Raw genomic sequence first — 23,838 nt, 5'->3', positions numbered from 1 at the left:
ATAATAGGGAACTTGGCAATCGCCAAGTTTTCTTTTCGCCTTAATTAAATTTTTATTGAAGTGATTTTTAACTGATATGAAGGAGAATGCAGCATGGACTTAGTTGAAATGAAGCAAGAATTGAATGCGATGCAAAAGAGAATCCAAGACTTTAGGGGGTCTCTTTGACTTAGATAACAAGGAAGCCCGAATTGCGGAGCTTGATGAACAGATGACGGCTGCGAATTTCTGGGACGATCAAAATGCCGCTCAGACGGTGATCAACGAGGTGAACGGTCTGAAAGGGATCGTGAACGAGTTTCATGAGCTCGAGGAAACCTATGAAAACCTGGAAGTCACGCATGAGCTAGTAAAAGAGGAAGAGGATCAGGAGCTGCAAAGTGAGCTGGAAAGTGACTTGAAGGAGCTTTCAACACAGCTTTCCAACTTTGAACTGACGATGCTTTTAAGTGAACCACATGATAAAAACAACGCATTGTTGGAGCTTCATCCGGGTGCTGGTGGAACAGAATCCCAGGATTGGGCGTCAATGCTGTTGCGTATGTATACGCGTTGGGCAGAGGATCGGGGGTATAAGGTCGAAACCGTCGATTACTTGCCGGGAGATGAAGCGGGTGTGAAGAGTGTAACCTTGAGCATCAAGGGGCACAACGCTTACGGGTATTTAAAGACTGAAAAAGGCGTGCATCGTCTCGTTCGGATCTCGCCGTTCGATTCATCAGGTCGGCGTCATACTTCGTTCGTTTCCTGTGAGGTTATGCCGGAATTAAGTGATGACATTGAAATCGAACTCAAACCGGATGAAATTAAGGTTGATACGTACCGTGCAAGTGGCGCTGGCGGTCAGCACGTCAATACGACCGATTCGGCAGTTCGGATGACACACATTCCAACGAATACGGTTGTGTCCTGCCAAACTGAACGTTCACAGATCAAAAACCGTGATCGAGCGATGAAAATGTTAAAAGCAAAGCTCTATCAAAGGCGTATTGAAGAACAACAAGCGGAACTCAATGAAATCCGTGGTGAGCAAAAGGAAATCGGCTGGGGAAGTCAGATTCGCTCTTACGTTTTCCACCCATACAGCATGGTGAAGGATCACCGGACGAATGTCGAGATTGGAAACGTCCAAGGCGTTATGGACGGCAATATCAGTCCATTCATCGACGCCTACCTACGATCACAAATGAAATAATCTCAATTGATTCCCCTCTGGTCTGGTCGACCGAGGGGTTTTTCAGTTGGAAGCTCTTTTTTTAACTTTGAAGGGATTATTTATCGCGTTTTAACCTAAATTTAATCGGAAAAGTACATTTTCATCAGATTTGAGCGCTATTTGCTTGTTTTTTAAGTATTGAACTTGGGAATTCAAGCACACAATCCAATAATTCGGCCACGAACCCTACTTTAGACATAATTTTATTAGCTTCTGGCCTTACCTTAATAAAGATTTGTTGCAATTATCCGAAAAATTTACTTCATTCTGGGGGAGTGATATACTTCTGTAGGTTATATGTACTAGTGGTATTTCAAAAAGTCCGGTAAAAATTGCTGTCGAATTTCTTCGTTACTCGGTCTCTCCGGTCCTCACGTATTAAACTTATACGATCCGGTCCTCGAGACTGTCGTGCCTCGAACTTCTCGGCCCTTTTGATCCTCCTTTTTGAACATTTATTTAATGAAGTGAGTGAAGTTTCATGATGATGTCAGTTCGCAGGAATCGAGTCAACCCAAAGCTGCTCGTGGCTCTTGATTATATATATGTATTGATCGGTTCGACCTTAGTCGCACTTGCGTTTACCTTGTTTTTGCTGCCGAACAATATTGCATCAGGCGGTGTTGCTGGAATAAGCACGATTTTAAAAGATGTATTTGGATGGAAGCCTTCAATTGTTCAGTGGGCATTCAATATTCCGTTGTTTGTTACAGGGGTTATAGTGCTTGGGAAGCATTTCGGGCTCAAAACATTCATCGGGACGGTTTTCTTGCCGCTTGTTGTCTTTTTATCGGAGGATGCAGAGCCGATTACGGCTGATCCACTGCTCGGTGCGTTGTTTGGCGGGCTCGGAGTCGGACTTGGATTAGGTATTGTGTTTCGTGGAAAAGCATCGACTGGAGGAATCGATCTTCTCGCCCAGATCGTGCATAAGTATACCGGTTTATCTTTAGGACTCTGCGTACTGATGATTGATGGGACGATTGTTGTTACATCGGCATTCGTTTTTTCAATTGAACAGGCACTTTACGCGTTAATCGGTATGTTTTTAACGGCTAAAACGATTGATGTCGTACAGATGGGACTTGGCTATTCGAAAATGGCATACATCATTACCGACCAGCAGGATGAGGTGCGGGATGAGATTTTCCGTGAGGTTGATAGAGGCGTGACGCGTATTCAAGCGTCTGGCGGTTTTACCGACCGAGAACGTCCGATGCTCATGTGTGTTGTTGCCCAGTACGAGGTCACCCGTCTTAAGCAGCATGTGAAAAGGATCGACCCTGGCGCGTTCATTATAATCGTCAATGCGAATGAGGTCCTTGGGGAAGGATTCAATCAAGGGTAGAGCATAAGGTATAATCCAGACTAGGTCGGTACGCGATCTGGTTTTTTACTTATATGGGGATTTAAGTCAGTAAATATCTCCCATTATCTGTTAAAATATTATCGGAATTCCATGCCTCTACCTGCACCATTTACTAGAAACTGTGAATGTTTGTGTGAAAAGAACATGATTTTACAAGCGAATTTTTACTTTATTCGGGTGCATGCAGACTATAGTCCGCTTACAATTTTCGCAGGCTATTAGCGCCTGAAATCATTGTCAAGAGGCATCCGTAAATCAACCCAATTGGACCCATTACATGTATTTCCTCATGGTATAATTACCTGCAAAACGATGATCTGAAGCGGAGGCTTTTTCATGAGTATAAAAACTTTATTCCGAGACAGAACGTTCACTCATTTTTCGTCGGAAAATGATCCTACCTATACGATCGATCTTGGTGAGAAGGTCATGGTCGAAACGCACGACTGCTACGGTGGACGGATAACGGATGAACGCACGCTCCGAACCAACCTAGACTTAACGGGTAAAATCAATCAGGCAACCGGTCCAATTTACATAAATGGCGTGCGAAAAGGTGATGTTCTTTGTATCGAGGTCGGCGAGATAACACTGAATGATTATGGCGTGATGGTAATGATGCCAGGGCTTGGACCACTTGGCAGCCAAATCGGCAACACGACCACAAAAATTCTACGAATCAACGAAAATATTATTCATTTTTCCGAAACAATTAGGATTCCTGTTCAGCCGATGGTCGGTGTCATTGGGGTTGCTCCAACGAAAGGCAGCATTCAAAATGAAACACCTGGGGATCATGGCGGTAATCTCGACACGAAGGAGATTACGACCGGGAGCAAGGTGTATCTTCCTGTTCGCCATGACGGCGCTTTGCTAGGACTTGGCGATATGCATGCGGCGATGGGGGACGGTGAACTCGATGGAACGGGTGTTGAGGTTGCCGGTGCTGTGCAGCTTACCGTAACGAAGGCGGAAAACTGGAAAATCGAAAGTCCGGTCGTGGAGACGAGCAACTCTTACCTGATCCTTTGTTCGGGAGAGGGCTACGAATCTACCATTGAACGAGCTCTACTCATGACGGTTCAACATATTCAACGAACGATGGCCTTAGACTTTGAAGATGCGTATCGACTGCTAAGTGCAACGTGTGATCTGAAAATTAGTCAGATAGTCAATCCACTTATTACTGTTAAGGTTTCAATACCAAAAACGCTGGTCCCTCAACTCTTTTAAACCAAGTCTAGTACCATGTGTTTACCAAAATAAGAAATTTTTTGCTCCTTCTAGACTATTTTCTAGAAGGAGTTTTTAAGTTAGTGTAGAAAAGGTAAAATGCTGTCGAAGTTTAACGACTAATCTGTACGATACACAATGCGCATTTTGTCAAAATATGGGCACATTTGAAACACAAATGTAATACGAATTTGCCTTAAAATGACGAAATAAGATGTTATAATAGACTGTGCAACAAATATTGTCAAACAATTCTAGCAATATAACCGATAAAATAGATAGAAATAAATAAAATAGAGTTTCCGACAACAGCAGAGATTTGACAGCTAGACAATACATAGGGTGGGATCAATTTGATAGAAATGCATGACGTATGGAAAACCTATCCGAATGGCGTTATGGCGCTGAACGGGATAGACGTCCATATCGACAAAGGGGAATTTGTCTATGTAGTCGGTCCAAGTGGTGCGGGTAAATCGACATTCATTAAATGTATGTACCGCCAGGAAAAGCCGACGAAGGGGAGCATTATTATTAACGGTAAAAGCCTTACAAAGGTCAAGGAGCGGAATATTCCATTTGTTCGTAGACAAATTGGTGTCGTTTTCCAGGATTTCAAGCTTTTGCCGAAACTATCTGTCTATGAAAATGTCGCGTTTGCTCTCGAGGTCATCGAGGAAACCCCGAAGGTTATCCGAAAACGGGTTATGGAAGTATTGGATCTCGTAGGTCTCAAGAACAAAGCGCGGTTTTTGCCAGATGAGCTATCCGGAGGAGAACAGCAGCGTGTATCGATTGCGCGATCAATCGTCAACAAGCCACCGGTTCTCATCGCGGACGAGCCTACGGGTAACCTCGATCCAGACACAGCATGGGGGATTATGGATGTGTTTGATGAAATCGGTAATCGAGGTACCACTATTGTTATGGCTACCCATAATAAGGAAATTGTAAACACGATTAAGAAAAGGGTTATCGCGATTGAAGGCGGACGCATCGCTCGTGACGAGCAAAGGGGTGATTACGGCTATGAAATTTAGAACCCTTGGTCGTCACGTAAAAGAAGGATTCAAGAGCCTAGGCCGTAATGGCTGGATGTCCTTCGCTTCAATCAGTGCCGTGACAGTTACATTGCTGTTAGTTGGTGTTTTTCTCGTTTTACTATTAAACATTAACTCGATCGCTTCACAGATCGAGGATGATGTCGAAATTCGCGTTTATCTAGATAAAACAACAGAGGAAGCGCAGCATCAGGAATTGGGGCAGAAACTAGAGGAAATTGAGGAAGTATCCAGTGTTAAGTATGTTCCAAAAGAAGAAGGTTTGAAGGAACTGATTAAAAGTTTAGGAGATGAAGGAAAAGTCTTTGAGTCTCTTGAAGATGAAAATCCTTTACCGGATGCTTTTGCGGTTAAAACAGAACGGGCTCAAGACACGCCTGATATTGCGGAAGAGATTGAAACCATGCAATATGTCAGCGAAGTCCGCTACGGAAAAGGAACCGTCGAAAAACTTTTTAAGATAACGGATACAGCCCGTAATGTCGGCTTGGTGCTTATCGTCGGTCTGTTATTTACCGCAATGTTTTTAATAGCCAATACGATTAAAATCACGATTGTCACACGTGGTAGAGAAATAGAGATTATGAAACTAGTAGGCGCAACGAACGGATTCATCAGATGGCCATTTTTTGTCGAAGGATTCCTACTCGGTGTACTAGGTGCGTTGATACCGATCGGCATACTGACCTTTGCCTATCAATTCGTTTATGAAGCGGTCAGCATGAACATGAAAACAATTCTATTCCAGCTTCTACCAGTTTATCCGCTCATGCTTCAACTAGCAGGACTTCTAGTTGTTATCGGAGCATTCATCGGAGTATGGGGCAGCATGACGTCTGTCCGTAAATTTTTAAAAGTGTAGGGGATGTTCAGGAAGTAACCGGCAAATAAGGAAGCCAGTCAGTAAACCCCTGTTTGCCAGCTTTTTGAACACACACGGAAATGAAATGAATGGAGGATGGAAGTGTGAAAAAGAAACTGATTATAGCGGTAGCTTCACTAAGTTTATTACTTGGAAGCGTTCCTGGTATCACTGCCGAGAACGAAGCGCTTGCCAATTCACTTGATGATAAAATCTCTGATGTGAAGGAAAAACGATCGGAAATCAAATCGAAACAGGATGAAACTAAAGACAAAATAGAAGAGCTTAAAGAGCATCAGAAACAGTTGGACGGCCAAATTAAGAAGTTAGATATGCAGGTTGCCGACACCCAAGGCAAGATTGAAACAAAAGAGGATGAAATTCAACAAACAAAAGAGGAAATCGAAAAGCTTAAAGGCGAAATTGAAGTGTTGAAAAAGCGGATCGCTGAACGTGATGAAATGCTGAAGAGTCGTGTAACGGCGATGTATGAAAACGGCGGTTCGGTTCAATACATAGAAGTGTTGCTCGGTTCCCAGAGCTTTGGCGATTTCCTTGATCGTGTCTTTGCCTTGAACCAAATCGCTGAGCAGGATAAACAGATCCTAGAAGCGCATAGAGCGGATAAAAAAGCGGTGGAAAAGGCGAAAAAGGAAGTTGAATCAAAGCTTGAAGGCCTGAAAAAGCAAATGGATGAATTGGAAGCCCTAAAAGATGAGCTTAATGCAAAGGTTCAAGAGAAAAATGCTTTGCTTAGTGATTTAAAGGCTGAGGAAGAGCAAATGCACGCACATTTGCACAAGCTGGAGGACGAAGCAGATCTTCTTGCTAAGCAGCAAGCAGCGTTTGTAGCAGAAAAGCGTCGTCAAGAGGCAGCTCGTCGTGCGGCAGCAAATAGCGGATCAACAGCAGCAACACCGACAGTAACGGGCGGAATGTTCATGAAACCGGCAGCAGGTATATATACGTCAGGATTCGGACAACGCTGGGGCGAGATGCATCCGGGAGTGGACATTGCTCGAAACGGTTCGGTTCCGATCGTTGCATCAGCAGCGGGTACAGTCATCAAGTCGTACTATTCAACAAGCTATGGAAACGTAATCTTTATTGCCCACTACATCAACGGTCAAACGTACACGACGGTTTATGCACACATGCGTAAGCGTTATATTGGTACAGGTTCAACTGTTAAAAAAGGTCAAACCATCGGACTGATGGGAAGCACTGGATATTCAACCGGTCAGCATTTGCACTTTGAAATCCACCAAGGTTCATGGAATGTAAATAAGACAAATGCAATCGACCCACTGAACTTCTTCTAATATGAAACGAAAAAAACGCAGCTTGTCGACAATTGGACAAGCTGCGTTTTTACGAACAAGCTCCGGATACGATCCGAGGCTTGTTTTTTAGTGAAAAAACAAAAATTGAAGAATTTCATATAAATACATTTTTCTAAAAACTAGGAGGTTGAGTCTCGCAAATCATTTTCCCAGAACACGTTCTCCTAAAAACTAGGAGGTTGAGTCCCGCAAATCATTTTTCCAGGACACGTTCTCCTAAAAACTAGGGGGTTGAGTCCCGTAAATCATTTTTCCAGGACACATTTTCCTAAAAACTAGGAGGTCGAGTCCCGCAAATCATTTTTCCAGGACTCATTATCCTAAAAACTAGGAGGTTGAATCCGGTAAATCATTTTCCCAGGACACATCCTCCTAAAATATAGGAGGTTGAGTCCCGTAAATCGCTTTTCCAGGACATATTCTCCTAAAAACTAGGAGGTTGAGTCCCATAAATCATTTTCCCAGGACACGTTCTCCTAAAATATAGGAGGTTGGGTCCCGCAAATCGTTTTTCCAGGACACGTTTTCCTAAAATATAGGAGGTTGGGTCCCGCAAATCGTTTTTCCAGGACACGTTCTCCTAAAATATAGGAGATCGAGTCCCGCAAATTGCTTTTCCAGGACGTATTCTCCTAAAATCAAGGAGGTTCAGTCCCGTAAATCCTTAACCAAGTATACTTCCATCATAGTTGGATTGATCCTTTCTAAAAAATTCCATAAAAAGTCTGAATTTTATTCGGGTTAAATCCTTGTTCCTTTTCCTTTCGTATAGTAGTATGAATTTAGCTTGCTTGATTTGTTAACTTCATTAATAAATAGATGCCGTGTATGACAATGAACGGTAACTTTATTTTGATTCATAAAGGATACAAGCTGTTCATATAGTAGAATGAGTAGGAGAACAGTTCGGAATTCGGGGGACCTTACTCATGTGATAGGGGCATCGCATCGTGGAGGTGTGGTGCCTTTTCCTGCAAACTCGAGAGGTGATAGGATGAACGTAAATTTGAAAGGGAAAGTGATCACATTAATCGTCGCTGGCTCACTTGCAGTTGGTGCTGGTGGAACATATGCTGGAATGACGTTATTTTCAGATGAGGAAAGCTCCTCACCACTAGAAGAAGCCGCGGAAAAAAGTCTCGGAATTGATTTAGGCGAAGGTTCCGGAACAGACGAAGAATTTGAAAAGATTGAAAAAACGTACGAATTGATTTCGAAGCAGTATTATCAAAAGATTGAAAAGGAAAAGCTGTTGGAAGGCGCGATTCAGGGCATGGTAGAAACCCTTGGCGATCCTTATTCCGTTTATATGGATGCGGAAACGGCTGAACAATTCAGTGATACGCTTGAGTCGTCTTTTGAAGGAATAGGTGCAGAGGTTACGATGATGGATGGTTATGTGACGATCGTAGCACCGTTTGAGGATTCTCCAGCTGAAAATGCAGGATTACGTCCGAAAGACCAGATTGTTTCGATTAATGGCGAGAGCACGAAAGGTCTTAATCTATACGATGCCGTTTTAAAAATTCGTGGTAAAAAAGGGACGACGGTCACACTTGGAGTTAAGCGTCCTGGAGTAAATGATACGCTTTCGATTAAAGTAAAGCGTGATGAAATTCCGATTGAAACGGTTTACTCCGATGTAATTGAAAATGATGGAAAGAAAATTGGTCACATCAGAATTACGTCCTTTTCAAAGGACACAGCTGATGATTTTGAAAAACAGCTGAAATCCCTCGAAGATAAAGAAATTGATGGATTGATTGTTGACGTTCGTGGTAATCCCGGCGGTTACCTCCAAAGCGTCGAGAACATTGCCAAGCTGTTCGTGACCAAGGATGAACCGATCGTACAGATCGAAGCACGGAACGGTGAAAAACAGCGGTTCTTCTCATCCAGATCGAAAGAGAGAGGGTATCCGATTGTCGGTCTTATTGATCGCGGAAGTGCCTCTGCCTCCGAAATTTTAGCTGCTGCGCTAAAAGAAGCGGGCGGATACGAGCTTGTTGGTGAAACGTCATTCGGTAAAGGAACCGTTCAACAAGCGGTCGATATGGATGATGGAAGCAGCATCAAGCTTACGATGTTCAAATGGCTGACACCGGATGGCAACTGGATCAATGAAAAAGGGGTTAAGCCGACGATCGAAGTGAAGCAGCCTGAATACTTTTACGCAAGTCCGATAACGGTTGAAAAACCGTTAGCCTTCGATATGAATGGTGATCAGGTGAAAAATGTCCAGACGATTTTGAAAGGGCTTGGGTTCAATCCAGGTAGGACAGATGGTTATTTTGATGAAGAAACAGAAACTGCCGTCCGTGCCTTCCAAAATGCTAACGGTCTAACGGTATCGGGTAAAGTGAATAAAGAAACTGCGAGTAAAATGGAAGAGAAGCTGCTGGACAGAGTCGACCAAAGAAAATATGACCTTCAGCTTCAAACCGCAATCGAAGTTCTGTTTAAATAAAGGAGGGTCCTGTTACTCCTTGAATTTTGTCGAATTCAATAAGTGACAGGCACCCTTCGTTAAATTCGTTTATAAAGCAGGATGGATGGACTTCTATATCGAAATAGTAAGGGATGATTCACCAGTGTCTTACTCCGTTTACAACAGCCGTTTGGAAAGGCGGAAATGTTGTTTTTGGAGATTGGCACCAGTGTGTGAAGTCATCCCCTTTCTTTTTTATGATGTAACGAATCCTATAAGGGGACGTACTTTATTTAGACGGAGTTAAAACGAACAAAGAAACAAGTAGATTAGCTAGTGGAGGCTATCAAATATGATAGATCAAGTAATTGAGATTTTAAAAGGGACAGGCTGGTTTTTCCTAAATCCTCTGTTCTATGCCATTCTTATCTTTACCGGAATTCATGCGGTGACACGTGTAAAAAGGGAGCGGAGTGATTTTTTTGTTCGGGTTTATGATGTGCTGGATGATTATGCGCGCGGGATTTTTCCAGGGCTCGTAGTCGGATTGATTTTTTCCGTTTTAAGCGTGTTCGCTGGACTGTTTTTACCTTTTGGCGTCATTGCTGTCATGTCTTTGTTTTACATACTTCTAGGTCTTACTTTACGGAAAAATTTCTTGAATCCAGTGTTTGCAGGGGCGTTAACCTATGTAAGTGCAGCATACCTTCCACCGATTGAAACGGGAGTCCAGCTGATTGATACATGGATAGCGGGTTTGCAAGGGGCACCTCTAGGGATGATCGCGTTGCTCGTTGCGATGTTTCTTGTCATGGAAGGCGTGCTGCTCATATCTGTTGGTGCTGAGCATACGTCACCGATTTTGTTGCGTGGTAAAAGAGGTAAAGGCATTGGTGCACATGTCGTCAGTCGGATTTGGCTTGTACCGATGTTCGTGCTCGTGCCGGGAACGACGATTGCGACGACGAGCTGGTTCCCGTTTTTGCAAATTGGGGAAACAGGTGTCGGTTTGGCTCTTGTGCCGTTTGCAATCGGATTTCACCATGCGGTTTCTCAGTCATTGCCTGGGCCGATAGTAAAAGCGTTTGGTGTACGTATTTTCTGGCTTGGATTGATTCTATTGGCGGGGTCGATTGCACTCATATATTTCGATCTGCCTGTGTTCGGAATCGCTGTTGTTGGATTTGCGGTGGTCGTCCGAACTGTCTTGATTTTATATTATCGAAAGCTTGAGGTGGAACGGGCACCTTATTTCAGCGCATTAAATGAGGGGATCCGCGTTCTTGGGATCATTCCGGGATCACCTGCCTCGAAAATGAATGTGTCGATCGGGGAGCGTATCACTCGTGTGAATGGAATCACGATGGAGCGGGTTGAGGATTTTTACATGGCGTTACAGAGCAATGCTGCGTATTGTAAGCTCCAGGTTCTTGATTTTAACGGGGAAGTTCGATTTGTTCAACGATCGTTGTATGAAAATGAGCATCATGAGCTCGGACTGCTCTTCGCCCAGCCGGAAAAAGCCAAACGCAAAAGGGCGATCGGGTAGTGTGGTTTTTCATAATTAACTGGAATTGTTTCGAAATAAAGGATATTAATAAATTCAAAAAAATGCTGGTTTGATTGATGGTACAGTAAAAGGGTATATAAAGTACCGAGCTGGAGGATATCTTTGGAGCGATTAAACTGGAGTGAGCAAAATGCAAAATGGTTGGGTCGTATTACTTTTAGGGATTTGTTTATTGACAATTAGTGTTTTAACAATATATCTACAAAACTTATACACTAATGATTCAGACGAAAAGTTCTTATTAAAGATTTTGTGGAAAGGTGTTATAAACAATCTTTTCTCAATATCAATTGGAGCGGGTGCCACACTATTTGTTGGATCGATTGTCCTTATTTTTATAGGGTGTTACTTAATTATTGTACCATAGTAGTAAATTTACAAATGTTAAGGACATCGAATAAAACTTTTCCTTTGCATTATCCATTCTTAATCATTATTCAACTAAATTATGATAGACATTAAACAGCCTCAGTACTTTGATTAAACTGTATCCCGAATAATGGACACTTATAAAAAAGTCCACTATTCGGGATTTTCTGTGTAAACTCACTCAGAAAACGGGATCTTCCCAATTATCTTTTGTTTCGAAACTTAAAATTTGTGGGACGTTTCCTCAATGTCACTAAGCGATTTTATTGAACCGGCTGGATTTTTAGGGTTTAAGAGGAATCATTATATTTTATAAATCGTAATCATTCCTATTTACAAATCGTAATCATTACGATAAGATGGTTACCGAAACCGAATAAAAGGGGGACTGAAATTGTTTAAAAAATTTGTAGGCGTACTTAGTTTATTTACTGTAATTTTTACGTTGGCTGCGTGTGGAGGAGAAGCAACAAACAGTAGTGAAAGCGAAAAAGAACCACAAGGGTCTAACGAAGAGTTAAAGATTTTTACAACGGTTTATCCTCTTCAGTTTTTTGCTGAACAAATCGCAGGGAATCAAGCTTCTGTGGAATCTATTCTGCCGCCGGGATCAGATACGCATACTTATGAACCAACCACCAAAGAAATGCTGGAAATCGCTGAATCCGATGCTTTCATTTATAATGGAGCAGGTTTAGAGTCATATGCAAACCAAATCTCCGAATCTATTCAATCTGAAGACGTCAAGATACTAGAAGCGTCAAAAGGAATTAACTTGGAAGAGCATGTTCATAACCATGAAGGAGAGGAAGGCAGTCACGAGGACGAACATGCTGGACATAATCATGGGGATCAAGATCCGCACATTTGGCTGGATCCTATTCTTTCTATTCAGTTGGCGGAGCATATAAAAGATTTATTAGTTGAATTAAAACCTGAGCAAGAAGAAGCGTTTCACAAAAACTTTGAAGAGTTAAAAGGAAAGCTTGAAAACTTAGACCAAGAGTTCCATGCACAGCTTGAAAGTTTACCAGAGAATAAAATTATTGTATCTCATGCAGCTTATGGCTATTGGGAGAAATCCTATGGGATCGAGCAAATCGCAGTGTCCGGCTTGAGCCCTTCTAACGAGCCTTCACAAAAACAGGTACAAAAGATCATTGAGACTGCTAAAGAGTACGGTTTGAATCATGTGTTTTTTGAACAGAATGTAACTCCTAAAGTGGCGGACTTAGTTAGAAAGGAAATCGATGCAGAGGCTTTACGGATACACAATTTATCCGTTTTGACAGAAGAAGATATAAGGAATAATGAGGACTACTTTACACTCATGAACCACAACTTAGAGGAACTAAAAAAAGCTTTATCTGAACCTTCGTCCGGGGAATCTTCTAAGTCAAAAGAGGATGGTGAACACGAGCACGGTCATGCACATGATGAAGAAACAGAAAAAATTTATGAAGGATATTTTGAAGACAGTCAAGTGAAGAATCGATCACTTTCCGATTGGGAAGGAGACTGGCAGTCTGTATACCCATATCTTCAAGATGGTACGCTTAACGAAGTATTTGCTTATAAAGCAGAACATGAAGGTGACATGACAGCGGAAGAATATAAGGAATATTATAATGAAGGGTACCAAACAGATGTTGGTCGTATTGCAATACAAGACGACACTGTAACGTTCTTCAAAAATGGAGAAGAATATTCTGGGGAGTATATCTACGATGGGTACGAAATTCTAACATATGATGCGGGAAATAGAGGGGTAAGATACGTGTTTAAACTAGAAGAAGAAGCTGAAGGACTTCCTCGATATATTCAGTTTAGTGATCATAGTATCTATCCGACTGAAGCTAATCACTATCACCTGTATTGGGGTGACGACCGTAAAGCTTTATTGGATGAAGTAACCAACTGGCCTACTTACTACCCATCAGAAATGGATGGCCATGACATTGCTTATGAAATGATGGAGCATTAAATTAGGAGTAGCAAGAAACGCTTGCCAATTTACATTTTTAGCGGCGCTTTAATTGAATAAAAAAAGAGCACATATTATTACTTTTAATATGTGCTTTCCGTTATTTTAGGGATTTTTGATAACATTCACAATAAAGTTGGTTCAAAATTGTATCATAAAGGGCGATATAACATCCTTCTCCAGATATTCTATATGCTTCGATACCTCATTTCATTCATTGATAAAATTAGCAAAGGAACTGATAGTATTATTTTTTATGTAATGAAATAATAATTTGCAAATCGAAAGCATTACGATTTATAATTGTGAATATAATTCTTAATAAAAGTTATTTTGTTTTATGTATTCACTAATGTGAAAAAAGAATAGGGACTTATTGGGGGAATGAACGAGGATGTTTCGTTGGCTTTATTCATATAAAATTGATTTTACAGCTATAATCGTTATTGGCATTGCTTTTTATTTTATTTCCTTTAGTCAATTTTTTGGACAGGAATTATCACTTGATGTACCTAATTCTTTCCAACAATTAAATACTATTTTTCTTAGTATTTTAATAGAAGCGATCCCATTTGTGTTAATAGGGGTACTGATTGCAGGTTTTATTCAAATTTTCATTACAGAAGAACATATCCGGCGTTGGATACCTGAAAATAAGTTTTTTGCTGTTGTGATGAGCTGTATTGTCGGCGCGTTCTTTCCTGCTTGTGAATGTGGAATTGTCCCAATTGTAAGAAGGTTAATAAAAAAAGGTGTACCCTTACATGCTGGCATAGGTTTTCTGTTGACAGGTCCGTTAATCAACCCGATTGTTATTTTATCTACATATATGGCGTTTGGGAATGACATTAGAATGGCAAGCTTACGTATGGGAGTGGGCTTTGTAGCTGCCCTGTTCATTGCACTTATCATTAGTCAACTATATAAAACGAACCAATTGAAGCATTCCATATATGATATGAACCTGACAACAGCTTTAACGAATAGCAAAAGATCTTTTATTGATAGATTAATCGATATGATCAAACATTCAATTGATGAGTTTTTTGATATGGGGAAATATTTAATCATCGGTGCTTTTATAGCAGCTTCTGTACAAACCTATGTATCTGCAAAATCACTTTTCTTATTTGGTGAAGGGCTATTAGGGTCTTCACTTGTAATGATGGGGCTTGCCTTCATCTTATCATTATGCTCAGAGGCTGATGCTTTTATTGGTGCATCATTTAGAAATCTATTCCCTTCTACTTCGATATTAGCATTTTTAGTGTATGGGCCAATGATTGATCTGAAGAACACAATAATGTTATTGAGTGTGTTTAAGGTAAAGTTTGTATTAATCTTAGTATTTTTAATTACGTTGATTGTATTTATATGTGTTAATTTATCTAGTTTATTGTAAGGGGTGAACGAAAATGCGCTTTCACTTGCAACAATTGTTAAGAGCAGTAATTTTAGCAGCTTTTGCAATTTTTTTTATAAAATTGCATTATACAGGCGACATAACAAAATATATAAATCCAAAGTATGAGATGATGAGCCAATTTGCTGCAGGAGTATTCGTTTTTCTCTTTTTGATTCAGCTTTTCAGGATATGGGAAAAGGGTCATCATCAACATGATGAACATTGCTCCGCTGATTGTGGCCATGACCATGGACATTCAGCTTCATTCCCCAAAAAAATAGTAAGTTATTCGATCATTATCTTTCCGTTATTCACTGGGTATGCACTATCACCAGCTGTATTGGATTCTTCCATTGCAGCTAAAAAAGGGTCCTTTTTACCACAAAAGACAAGTAACAGTATAGAGTCCGCATCTGAAGTAAAAGAGACGCCTCAGGAAAAAGATGGCACATCTTCCGTGGATATTACAAATGATCAATCCGACCGTAACAACATTGATCAACAAGATGATAATAAAGCTTTACCAAATAATAATTATCTAACTCAAGAGGAATTTGATAAAAAAATAGGGAAGTTAGATGAATTAGATGTAATAAAAATGGAAGGGGATGTTTTTTCATCTTATTATGAAGGAATTAGTATGGATCCAAATGCATTTGTTGGGAAAAAAATTAAGTTAAGTGGCTTCGTGTATAAAGAAGAAGGATTTAATGCAAATCAACTAGTAATATCTAGGTTTTTGATTACACATTGTGTAGCTGATGCGAGTATCATAGGATTTTTATCTGAATTTGATCAAGCGAGTAAATTGAAACAAGACACATGGATTGAAATTGACGGGGTATTGGGTGTTACAACTTACAATGAGGTTGAAATGTCAATGATAAAAGTGAATAAATGGAAAGTGATAGAAGAACCTTCCGAACCCTATGTCTATCCATTATTAATCAAAATTAAGTAAAGGAGATTCTATAGCAAAACAAACCTTTGCTGCTTAATTAACGTCGTTTTCACTTATTCAAGATTTGGCATATTCTGTTATGAAGTAATATCCGATTTATGAAAAAAGCCCTTAGTTGATTGTCTTAAAGCTGGCCAACAAGCTTCATATTACCAAATGTATATTTAAAGGCAAATAACGACAGTAGACTAAAAAACTAAGCTCTGTGACTATTTGGGAACACCATATAAAATTCACTGGCATAGATATATATATTAAAATTTGGAGGTATCTGTGTGTGGAAAGTGTTACAACCCAAAGTCTTATTGCAATAGGTGCTGGAATTCTTGTCATAGGCGCAGTGCTGGTTTTTATTGGTGAATTTTCAAAACTTATCGAATTACGACCTGAATCAGGTATTAATTAAATTGAAATCATTGATTGTATGTACCAAAACAGGTCTCTAGTCCAAGGTTTGTACCCTTATAGTGATTTAATCAGCCACTAACTTTAATTGTCCTTCATTTTGGATGACCGTATGAACTTGAAGATTCACCTTTAGATCAGGATAATAATCAGATCTCCAATGTTTCAGCTTTTCGCTAGGGATTTCGGTTCTGAAATATTGACCAGTCCCTAATATGTCAGCTTCACTCTCTTGTATTTTTTTGAACATCTCGTTGAAGCGTTCTGTAAGCAGTGTTTCAAGAGAAGCCTTTATTTCTTTTGAAGTAGGGTTCCCTTTAGTCTCCAAAAGGACAACTTTCAAATAAAGCTGGCTATTCAAGTAAGGTACTTGATCAATGAACTGACTTTTATGATCCATCTTATTGCCAACGATCATGACTGTCGCTTCATCCATGACTTCCACTTTCCCATATGTGCCTTCCTCATAGAATGCATTTACAAGCAGAGTTTCATCTGTCTCAATATGTTCAACCATCTTGCCATTCTTAAGGATAGCGGATCCAAGGTGTTCCACTAGTGTACTTTCCCCAGACTTCACAATGGGCACAGCAACATCTCTTGTATAGGAATGAATACTCCGATAGACCTCCCACACTCTTGTAAGGGCAATTTGCGGATTCCATCCTGCACTTTTATCAAAGAAATCAAAGAGAGTGGTGCCTTGCGGATCAGTGGAGTTTTTCAGGTTGGAAAAGAATGGTTCAATTTCTTCATCGCTGATCACCACCAATGCTTTTGGAGAAACATCACGAGCCCTCATAAATCCAGAAATGAGGGGTTTAACTCCTTTCTTCGCCAACTCCTTGTCGATTACAATCACTTTCACATGTAGTAAATCGATCCTGCTTTCCATATTAGTACTAAGTTTATCTACTGCTTTACTCACTGTCTCTCCGGTTTCTGAAACGACCTTGACCTGTATCGTATTTGGAAAAGGTTCCGGTATTTGAAGATGTATTTTAAATTGGTCTTCTACCATGGAAACTCCCATTACAATCGGCAAAGAGCGATGATTGATATCTTTGGTGTCCCAACAACCGCTTAATATAGACACAGTAATTAGAGTAATCAATATTTTAACGGTATTTTTTCTCATGAAAGTCCCTTCCTCAATGACCGGCGTCCAATACAATAGATAGATAATGGAACTGTGAATATTACATAAAACTGTAAAAATGAATTCAGCCATAACAGGTGTTCTACAGTCTTCCAATCAATAATCATCAGAGAAGCGATGAAAATGACAATAACTAATGTAACAACACTATAAACAGGTTTATGGGGGATCCAGTGATTCATTATCTGGTATGCCATCCACAGTAATAGAGAAACTTGAACCATGATAAATGTGATCAGACATAAGATGAAGAACATCGACACCCTATCGAACATCAGCCAATTGATATATATCGAGTCAACTGTCATGATATATGGAAATACAAATGTTGAAGCAGTACCATGTCCAAAAGTAAGGACAGGAATGTAAACTGCCAAAACAAAAAATGGGATCAGGACAGCTGCTGCAGCCAGCACTTTTTTTCGATCATATGTAAGAAATGGCGCGACAAAACCAAGAAACAGAAAACCTCCTGTAAAAGCAGAAAAACTTTTCAAATAAGAAGGGTCCGTAATAAAATGGAAATCATCGTCGATAAGCGGAAACAGATATCGCCAATCAGCGTTTTGAAAGGAAGTGATCAATACAAAAAAGATGATTGGAAAAAACACAAATGTTAATATGACCCCTGTCCGGAAGATCGTTTCCACTCCTTTAGTAGCTAAATACGCTGAAATGAACAGGAAAAATACGATAATGGCCCAGGAGGGGGTATTTGAAAGAAAGATGATGGTTATGATTTCTGAATAAGCTCGAACCCCAATGATATTCACCAACAGCAAATAAATGAAAACCGGAAATAGAATAAAAAACGCAAAACCTTTGCCGCTTTCTGAATAAACATCGATAATATTCTTTTTTGGGAAAAAGCTCAATCCTTTCATATAAATCCAAACCAAAACAAAGTGGAGAATGAGCCCTATCAAGATCGGCATCCACTGTCCTTCATCTGAACTGCTGATGATATCGTTAGGATATAAAAAGAATATGAGTCCTAAATGTATGAGCAGGTACATCAGAACCACATGTAAACCTCTATCCATATTTGGTTCCTTCCTTTTCATAATTCAAGTGAAGATATGAAATTCCAAACGTTTCAATACTTGCTAAATATGCACTGAACAATACGATGCCTCCCAAAATTCCCAAAACACCATAAATGGACGCCAAAATGACCATCAGGTATTTAAACAAACGAATTGCAAGGGAATTTTGTATCCCTACCAATGTTGAATTTGCAATTGTAGTAGCTGCAAGTATTATAATCAGTAGAGTGCTTACCAGTTTTGCTTCCACAACAGCTTGCCCAAGAATGATTCCGCCCACCATTGTAATTGTCGGACCGATTGTACTTGGCAGCCTTACTGACGCTTCCATGATCAACTCCAATATGATAAGCATCATCAGGATCTCGACTAAAGCAGGGTAGGGGATTGCTTCTCTGCTTTGAGCAATGGTCAATGCAAGCTCTATTCTCAAAACTTCAGGATTTACAGCTACAAGGGCAACATATAAAGCTGGTATAAGCAATGTAACCAGAATCCCTATGACCCGAATCATTCGTATTGAGGCCATCAAGGGAATGGGAAAGTTCCGATCGTTTTCAAGTGCAAACATATCCCAAAAAAAACATGGAAGAATAATAACGAAAGGGAACCTATCCAAAAATAATGCTACCCTTCCTTTTCTTAAGTAAGGAACGGCTTCTGAAGGAAGTTCGGTTGTATGGATTTTTGAGATGACAGACCAACCAGAAAAGCCTAGTACTTTCGTTAAATTTTGCAAGTTATTTATTTCTTGGTCTTGATTCTTTTCGATCATTGACTTAATTTTCTCTACCAACTTTTTATCTGCCTGACCATCAAAGTAAAGCATGGAAAGCTTCGTTTTTTGTTCAGGACCGATCGAAAAAGATTCCGCCTGTATGTTGCTTGAGTTGATTTGCTTTCTGATCAGGCCAATGTTGGTCTCGATATCTTCATTGAATGAAGATAAAGGACCTCTTAAAACATTTTCGTTTGAAGGCTGTTCAATTGACCGGTTCAACATTTTGGCAACAGGTTCTATGACTACAAATTTACGATGATTCTTGACGACGATCAGCAATTTACCTGTCATTATGGATGATACTGCTTCTTCCATGTCTTTCTCTTTTACCTGACCTAATTCATTTAATAGCTCACTTATCGTTTTTTTAGATAAAATTGCAGTATCTATATACTTTTGAAGGGTTGTTTTGGTTTTGGGAAAATCTATCAATGTTTTGAATCCTATAAGGAGAACGGAAACATCAAGGATTTCTTCTTCTTGAAAAAACAAATCATCGCTGTTTCTGAACTTATCTTTCAACTCTGTTAAGAATTGATCCATGATTCGATGTTCCTTCCCAAAAAATTCATTGTTATAATTGTTTCCTTGTAGAAGCTATATATACAGGGGGAAAACAATTAGCTAATAAACATCACCGACAACGGACTTCATTTCTTCTACGATTTTTTCAATCCTCAGTAACGGTTTTCAAAACTTCTAGACATTTCCCACCCTAAATCGACTACAGCTTTCATATCTTTCACCGAATCGCTCACCATAATAGTACATAAGTCGTTTTTTAATTCATTAGTCGGATTCTTATCTAGGTTCCATTAACCATTTAGTTGGAAAAAGGAGGGGAACTAAAACAAAAGTCGAATCCTTGCACTAAATATAGTGAGAAGCAAAAGGAGGATTCACGTGAGTATTGAGCTAATAAGTGCGGAAGAAATTTCAAACATGTTAAATTCGTGGTACTTGCAAATGAGAGATCGGAACCTGGAAAAAGCACATCGAATGAAGGCAGAAATTGATGAAAAAATGGAAAAGATGGAGGAAAACCAGAACGTTCTTCTCTACTATTCATTATTGGAGTTTCGCTACAGTTTATTTATGAAGCAGGAAAATGCAGAGACGGCGCTGTCCCAAATCGAACTCGAACGTGCTGAAACGGATCATGTGCTCGATTATTATTATCACTATTTTAAGGGGATTTATTGTTACCAAAAGAAACGATATGAAGAAGCGATCAAAAGCTATCTGATCGCAGAACGAAAAGTGACCTTCATTCCAGATCCCATTGAAACCGCAGAATTTCATTACAAACTCGCTTCAGTCTATTCCAAGCACCTCAATATTATCAACTCAATTCATCATGCTTTAAAAGCGTTGGAAATCTATCAAAAAGATGAGCACTACCGGGTCCGGGTCGCAGATTGCAAGAACTTGCTCGGAACGAATAATATCCTTTTAAAAGATTATGAGAGAGCGGAAGTCTATCTGAACGAAGCGTTACAAGAATCTCAGGCTGTCGATTGTGCCCAGACGGAAACCGTTTCGTTGCAAAACTTAGGCTGGATGTACTCAGAGCAGAACATGTCGAATGAAGCGATTCGTTGTCTAGAGAAAAGTCTGCCTTGGATGGTTGAGAACAAAGAGCTTTCTTATCAGACGAAAACGATGTATTTGATCGCAAAGGAATGTTTTAAGGTGAACGAAACGGTCAACGCACTTGAATGGCTCGAAAAGGCTGAAAAGTTATGTGGCTTGACTGGCGACCAGGAATATTTAAGTAAATTGAATGTGTTGAGAGCGAAATATACCCTTGGACAAGCCCAATATATTAGTGAACTGGAAGCTGAATTGTCAATATTAAAAAGTTGTCGTTTTTGGGGAATTATTGAAGGATTTGCAGGAGAATTAGCGAATTACTATGAAAAAGAAGACAATCTAGTAAAAGCTCTAGCATACAACAAACTGGTGATCGCAGCGAAAAACAAAATAAACTTAAAGGAGGATTAACATGAAAAAAAGAGGGAAGGTCGTAACTTTTGGTACAATTGCTTTAGCGTTGGCTACTGCAATCCTATTTAGCCCAGCTGGCTCTGCCCATGCGCATGATGGCATCATCAAGGATTCCATCACACCAGGAGATGCCAAAGCTTCAACTACTCTTTAATGAATGACAGCTGCCAGTTGTATTTTCAGAACAGGGCTGACTCAGATCTAGTTTCGGAAACCTCTACGTTGTATGAAGTAGCGGAGGCCGCTGAACCTTGGTGAGTCACCCTGTTTTTGTTTGGATAAATTGAACTTCTTGCTATTAAAACCTATAATGGAGATGATACATAACGGATACACTTCCTTTTTTGCGAGGGAGTTTGATGAGGGGTTTGTTTTTATATGGAAATGATCGGAGCACTTCTTTTACCCATCTTCTTAATTCCATTCTTGGTTCGGGTTACATATAATCGTTTGATATCGATTGCGCTTTCAATCGTTGTGATGATTGTAACGTTTCAAAATTACAGCTCAGCTTGGACGGTCGTGCTGGCTGTGGTCGGTGTGATCATCGGAAGCTATTTATCGATGCGAATTGGTAAAAAAGTAAATAAAAAGTGGAGTTAGACCAGGGTGTGAAAATAGAGCCAGACTTACCAGATATAATACTGGGACGGTCTGGCTCTTTTTCTTCGTTCGTTTATGATGCTGACGTGCTGTGCTTCCTCTGTAAAATATCCTTGATGAACTTACCGAGTAATGTTACAAAGTAAATTCCGATTACAATGATTCCGGCTGTATCTAGGTTAAAGAGTTCTAACAAAATACTTATTAGTGTAGTGACGTAGAGTAGTCCGAAATACGTTTTGATCTGTGAATCTGAGTAAAGTCCGGTTAATTTTGCACCGATCTGCCCTCCGAATAGTGCGCCAGCGATCAGCAATAGTGCGACAATGAAATCGAATTCGATGACGACCGCATAGGATAGGAAGCCGGCAATCACGATTAAAAAGACACTGACTAAGCTTGTTCCGACGGCTTTTCTAGATTCAAATCCCATCAAGGAAATCAAGAGTGGGACCATTACGAATCCACCGCCGACACCTAAAGCTGAGGACAAGAAACCACCGATGAAACCGATAATGATTGTTTTTACGATATTCGGTTCGCCGCCTTTTGAGGCTTGCTTTTTTTTCGGGTCCTTTTTTAATAACGAATAGGCAAAATAGGCGATAATCATTGCATATATAACAGGGATGACGGTTTCATCATAGTTGTTTTCATCAAGCCAGAGTACGATGGGTTTCGCAAGCTGAGTCGCTGTCACACCGCTTATACCAAGGATGATTGCTGTTTTCCAAGCAACGTTTTTCATTTTAAAATGGGCGAAAACTCCTGATGCCGAGGAGCCGATTGCATACATAAGACTCATTGTGATCGCTGCGATTGGTGAATATCCGATCAGCATAAGGATCGGAGTCAGGATGAATCCTCCGCCGATTCCGAAATAGCCAGATAAAATGCCGACTGCAAAGCCTAGGATGATGTATAGTAGTTCCATAGCTGCTCCTTTAATAGGTTGTTCAAAAAGTCCGAGGCTCACACGATGTAAGTCAGTTCGACGTTCTCACAGGATGTGAAGCAGTTAGTCGAACTTCAGAAGCTTCGGCTCTTTTAATCCTCCTTTTTGAACACGTACTTTAATTACAGTTCTTCTTCCTTCACCTATGTTACCTTATCGGCGGGCTGAGTTCCACTTTCGGAGGTTCCTATTCGCGATAATAAAATGAAAAAAAGCGGCTGAAAATGCCGCTTTTCAACATACCTGATATTATTTGTTGTCGCTACTCCAGTACACTTCTTCGTAGGGTTGGACGACGACGAATCCGCTGCCTTCAAAGCGCATTTGTATCGATTCTCCGCTTCCCCGTCCGAAAAACGTTTTTAAAGAAACGTCGGTTTGGAAATCGGGCGAAAGTCCTCCTGACCAGGCGACGGTTGCGTTTGGATCTGTTAATACTGGACGGCCGGGCTTTACTTCGATCGTCAGTGGATCATAATGGGAGGTGATCGCAATCATTCCGGTACCCTGACAGTGTACATTGAATAAACCGCCTGACATCATGCCGGTGATCCGTCGCATCAGTTTGATGTCCCAATCGATGGACGGTTCAAATGCTAAGAGATCATTTCCGTTCACAAAAATCGAATCACCATTTAAATGGAGAATGGTGATCTTTTTCCCCTGATCGGCGAGATAAAGTTTTCCCGAACCATTAGCTTTCATAAGGGAGGCTCCTTCGCCGGATAGTGCTTTTTTGAACATTTTTCCGATGCCGTGTTCGAGAATTCCTTCGCGCTCAAACTTGATTTGGCCGTGGTATGTAACCATCGAACCCATCTTCGCCCAGACGCTTCCATCTAGGTTCACTTCAAGAATTCTCGGGGTCTCCTGCTCGAAAAACCCTTCCCCTTTATCCTCTTGGACTGTGTTGCGAACAAATTCTTCAATTGAATACTTTGACATATCACTTTCACCTGCTTTATTTTCACTTACTTTATAATTCGACTAGCAAAATTGAAATTCCTTTTTTAAGCTCTGGACCGCTTTATCCCAATTTTGTCGTATTTCCACTTTTCGCAGTTAAAATCGATTTTTCGCA

20 protein-coding genes are annotated in these 23,838 nt (G+C 40.3%); 15 read left to right on the top strand and 5 right to left on the bottom strand.

Features of this window, described 5'->3' with window-relative positions:
* Positions 1 to 93 precede the first annotated feature (93 nt).
* The 12 genes from prfB to MOJ78_RS18430 all read left to right on the top strand — a co-directional run bounded on the left by prfB (position 94) and on the right by MOJ78_RS18430 (position 16,207).
* Positions 94 to 1,195, top strand: a protein-coding gene (prfB, locus tag MOJ78_RS18485; protein WP_304978793.1) for a peptide chain release factor 2 whose coding sequence is annotated in 2 segments (ribosomal slippage) — positions 94 to 165 and positions 167 to 1,195 — 1,101 coding nt in all. Because the reading frame shifts where the segments join, the coding sequence is not laid out codon by codon here.
* Between the two features lie 505 nt (positions 1,196 to 1,700).
* On the top strand, positions 1,701 to 2,564 hold the full coding sequence (locus MOJ78_RS18480; protein WP_370529825.1) for a YitT family protein: 864 nt from the start codon (positions 1,701 to 1,703) through the stop codon (positions 2,562 to 2,564).
* A 357-nt stretch (positions 2,565 to 2,921) separates the two neighbouring features.
* The gene (locus MOJ78_RS18475; RefSeq protein ID WP_304978792.1) at positions 2,922 to 3,818 is read left to right on the top strand and encodes an acetamidase/formamidase family protein; all 897 of its coding nucleotides are present in this window, start codon (positions 2,922 to 2,924) and stop codon (positions 3,816 to 3,818) included.
* Positions 3,819 to 4,171: 353 nt separating this feature from the next.
* Positions 4,172 to 4,858, top strand: a complete 687-nt coding sequence (ftsE, locus tag MOJ78_RS18470; RefSeq protein ID WP_304978791.1) for a cell division ATP-binding protein FtsE — start codon at positions 4,172 to 4,174, stop codon at positions 4,856 to 4,858.
* Complete coding sequence (ftsX, locus tag MOJ78_RS18465; protein WP_304978790.1) at positions 4,848 to 5,741, top strand: permease-like cell division protein FtsX; 894 nt, start codon at positions 4,848 to 4,850, stop codon at positions 5,739 to 5,741. Before ftsE ends, ftsX begins: the two co-directional genes overlap by 11 nt.
* A gap of 104 nt (positions 5,742 to 5,845) precedes the next feature.
* The gene (locus MOJ78_RS18460) at positions 5,846 to 7,063 is read left to right on the top strand and encodes a murein hydrolase activator EnvC family protein (RefSeq protein WP_304978789.1); all 1,218 of its coding nucleotides are present in this window, start codon (positions 5,846 to 5,848) and stop codon (positions 7,061 to 7,063) included.
* Between the two features lie 1,027 nt (positions 7,064 to 8,090).
* The gene (locus MOJ78_RS18455) at positions 8,091 to 9,551 is read left to right on the top strand and encodes a S41 family peptidase (RefSeq protein WP_370529824.1); all 1,461 of its coding nucleotides are present in this window, start codon (positions 8,091 to 8,093) and stop codon (positions 9,549 to 9,551) included.
* A 313-nt stretch (positions 9,552 to 9,864) separates the two neighbouring features.
* Positions 9,865 to 11,061, top strand: a complete 1,197-nt coding sequence (locus tag MOJ78_RS18450) for a PDZ domain-containing protein (protein WP_304978787.1) — start codon at positions 9,865 to 9,867, stop codon at positions 11,059 to 11,061.
* 784 nt (positions 11,062 to 11,845) lie between these two features.
* Complete coding sequence (locus MOJ78_RS18445) at positions 11,846 to 13,435, top strand: metal ABC transporter solute-binding protein, Zn/Mn family (protein WP_304978786.1); 1,590 nt, start codon at positions 11,846 to 11,848, stop codon at positions 13,433 to 13,435.
* Between the two features lie 394 nt (positions 13,436 to 13,829).
* Entirely contained in the window at positions 13,830 to 14,837 is a 1,008-nt protein-coding gene (locus tag MOJ78_RS18440) for a permease (protein WP_304978785.1), read from the top strand.
* 13 nt (positions 14,838 to 14,850) lie between these two features.
* Positions 14,851 to 15,801, top strand: a complete 951-nt coding sequence (locus tag MOJ78_RS18435) for a TIGR03943 family putative permease subunit (RefSeq protein WP_304978784.1) — start codon at positions 14,851 to 14,853, stop codon at positions 15,799 to 15,801.
* A gap of 277 nt (positions 15,802 to 16,078) precedes the next feature.
* A complete protein-coding gene (locus MOJ78_RS18430; protein ID WP_304978783.1) occupies positions 16,079 to 16,207 on the top strand; it encodes a hypothetical protein in 129 nt (42 codons plus the stop codon).
* Between the two features lie 66 nt (positions 16,208 to 16,273).
* Here the strand turns inward: MOJ78_RS18430 and MOJ78_RS18425 are convergent, their stop codons facing one another.
* From MOJ78_RS18425 to MOJ78_RS18415, 3 genes are read right to left on the bottom strand one after another with little or no spacing between them, the layout of a single operon-like run.
* The gene (locus MOJ78_RS18425) at positions 16,274 to 17,344 is read right to left on the bottom strand and encodes a Ger(x)C family spore germination protein (RefSeq protein ID WP_304978782.1); all 1,071 of its coding nucleotides are present in this window, start codon (positions 17,342 to 17,344) and stop codon (positions 16,274 to 16,276) included.
* Positions 17,341 to 18,408: a GerAB/ArcD/ProY family transporter gene (locus tag MOJ78_RS18420; RefSeq protein WP_304978781.1), complete on the bottom strand. Its 1,068-nt coding sequence runs from the start codon at positions 18,406 to 18,408 to the stop codon at positions 17,341 to 17,343. The genes MOJ78_RS18425 and MOJ78_RS18420 overlap by 4 nt, the downstream gene beginning before the upstream one ends.
* The gene (locus MOJ78_RS18415; RefSeq protein ID WP_304978780.1) at positions 18,401 to 19,735 is read right to left on the bottom strand and encodes a spore germination protein; all 1,335 of its coding nucleotides are present in this window, start codon (positions 19,733 to 19,735) and stop codon (positions 18,401 to 18,403) included. The genes MOJ78_RS18420 and MOJ78_RS18415 overlap by 8 nt, the downstream gene beginning before the upstream one ends.
* A 360-nt stretch (positions 19,736 to 20,095) precedes the next feature.
* Here MOJ78_RS18415 and MOJ78_RS18410 point away from each other — a divergent pair, with 360 nt between their 5' ends.
* From MOJ78_RS18410 to MOJ78_RS18400, 3 genes are all read left to right on the top strand, one after another.
* Positions 20,096 to 21,196, top strand: coding sequence for a response regulator aspartate phosphatase (locus MOJ78_RS18410; protein ID WP_304978779.1), 1,101 nt, complete (start codon positions 20,096 to 20,098; stop codon positions 21,194 to 21,196).
* Position 21,197: 1 nt separating this feature from the next.
* On the top strand, positions 21,198 to 21,353 hold the full coding sequence (locus MOJ78_RS18405; protein ID WP_304978778.1) for a hypothetical protein: 156 nt from the start codon (positions 21,198 to 21,200) through the stop codon (positions 21,351 to 21,353).
* Between the two features lie 224 nt (positions 21,354 to 21,577).
* Positions 21,578 to 21,802, top strand: coding sequence for a DUF2198 family protein (locus MOJ78_RS18400; RefSeq protein WP_304978777.1), 225 nt, complete (start codon positions 21,578 to 21,580; stop codon positions 21,800 to 21,802).
* A 73-nt stretch (positions 21,803 to 21,875) separates the two neighbouring features.
* On the opposite strand, the gene MOJ78_RS18395 is transcribed toward MOJ78_RS18400, so the two are convergent.
* Complete coding sequence (locus tag MOJ78_RS18395; protein ID WP_304978776.1) at positions 21,876 to 22,736, bottom strand: sulfite exporter TauE/SafE family protein; 861 nt, start codon at positions 22,734 to 22,736, stop codon at positions 21,876 to 21,878.
* 270 nt (positions 22,737 to 23,006) lie between these two features.
* The gene (locus tag MOJ78_RS18390) at positions 23,007 to 23,702 is read right to left on the bottom strand and encodes an AIM24 family protein (RefSeq protein WP_304978775.1); all 696 of its coding nucleotides are present in this window, start codon (positions 23,700 to 23,702) and stop codon (positions 23,007 to 23,009) included.
* Positions 23,703 to 23,838: the final 136 nt, after the last annotated feature.

The sequence above is a fragment of the Alkalihalobacillus sp. AL-G genome (genome assembly GCF_030643805.1).
GTDB lineage: Bacteria > Bacillota > Bacilli > Bacillales > Fictibacillaceae > Pseudalkalibacillus.
The sequence above is the reverse complement of the archived record's forward strand: the minus strand, read 5'-3'. Positions and strand labels throughout refer to the sequence as shown.

Excerpts from the sequence above, each read along its gene's own strand:
- MOJ78_RS18480 (WP_370529825.1), top strand. The coding sequence starts at position 1,701 with ATGATGTCAGTTCGCAGGAATCGAGTCAACCCAAAGCTGCTCGTGGCT.
- MOJ78_RS18475 (WP_304978792.1), top strand. The coding sequence starts at position 2,922 with ATGAGTATAAAAACTTTATTCCGAGACAGAACGTTCACTCATTTTTCG.
- ftsX (WP_304978790.1), top strand. The coding sequence starts at position 4,848 with ATGAAATTTAGAACCCTTGGTCGTCACGTAAAAGAAGGATTCAAGAGC.
- MOJ78_RS18450 (WP_304978787.1), top strand. The coding sequence starts at position 9,865 with ATGATAGATCAAGTAATTGAGATTTTAAAAGGGACAGGCTGGTTTTTC.
- MOJ78_RS18440 (WP_304978785.1), top strand. The coding sequence starts at position 13,830 with ATGTTTCGTTGGCTTTATTCATATAAAATTGATTTTACAGCTATAATC.
- MOJ78_RS18435 (WP_304978784.1), top strand. The coding sequence starts at position 14,851 with ATGCGCTTTCACTTGCAACAATTGTTAAGAGCAGTAATTTTAGCAGCT.
- MOJ78_RS18425 (WP_304978782.1), bottom strand. The coding sequence starts at position 17,344 with ATGAGAAAAAATACCGTTAAAATATTGATTACTCTAATTACTGTGTCT.
- MOJ78_RS18420 (WP_304978781.1), bottom strand. The coding sequence starts at position 18,408 with ATGGATAGAGGTTTACATGTGGTTCTGATGTACCTGCTCATACATTTA.
- MOJ78_RS18415 (WP_304978780.1), bottom strand. The coding sequence starts at position 19,735 with ATGGATCAATTCTTAACAGAGTTGAAAGATAAGTTCAGAAACAGCGAT.
- MOJ78_RS18405 (WP_304978778.1), top strand. The coding sequence starts at position 21,198 with ATGAAAAAAAGAGGGAAGGTCGTAACTTTTGGTACAATTGCTTTAGCG.
- MOJ78_RS18400 (WP_304978777.1), top strand. The coding sequence starts at position 21,578 with ATGGAAATGATCGGAGCACTTCTTTTACCCATCTTCTTAATTCCATTC.
- MOJ78_RS18395 (WP_304978776.1), bottom strand. The coding sequence starts at position 22,736 with ATGGAACTACTATACATCATCCTAGGCTTTGCAGTCGGCATTTTATCT.
- MOJ78_RS18390 (WP_304978775.1), bottom strand. The coding sequence starts at position 23,702 with ATGTCAAAGTATTCAATTGAAGAATTTGTTCGCAACACAGTCCAAGAG.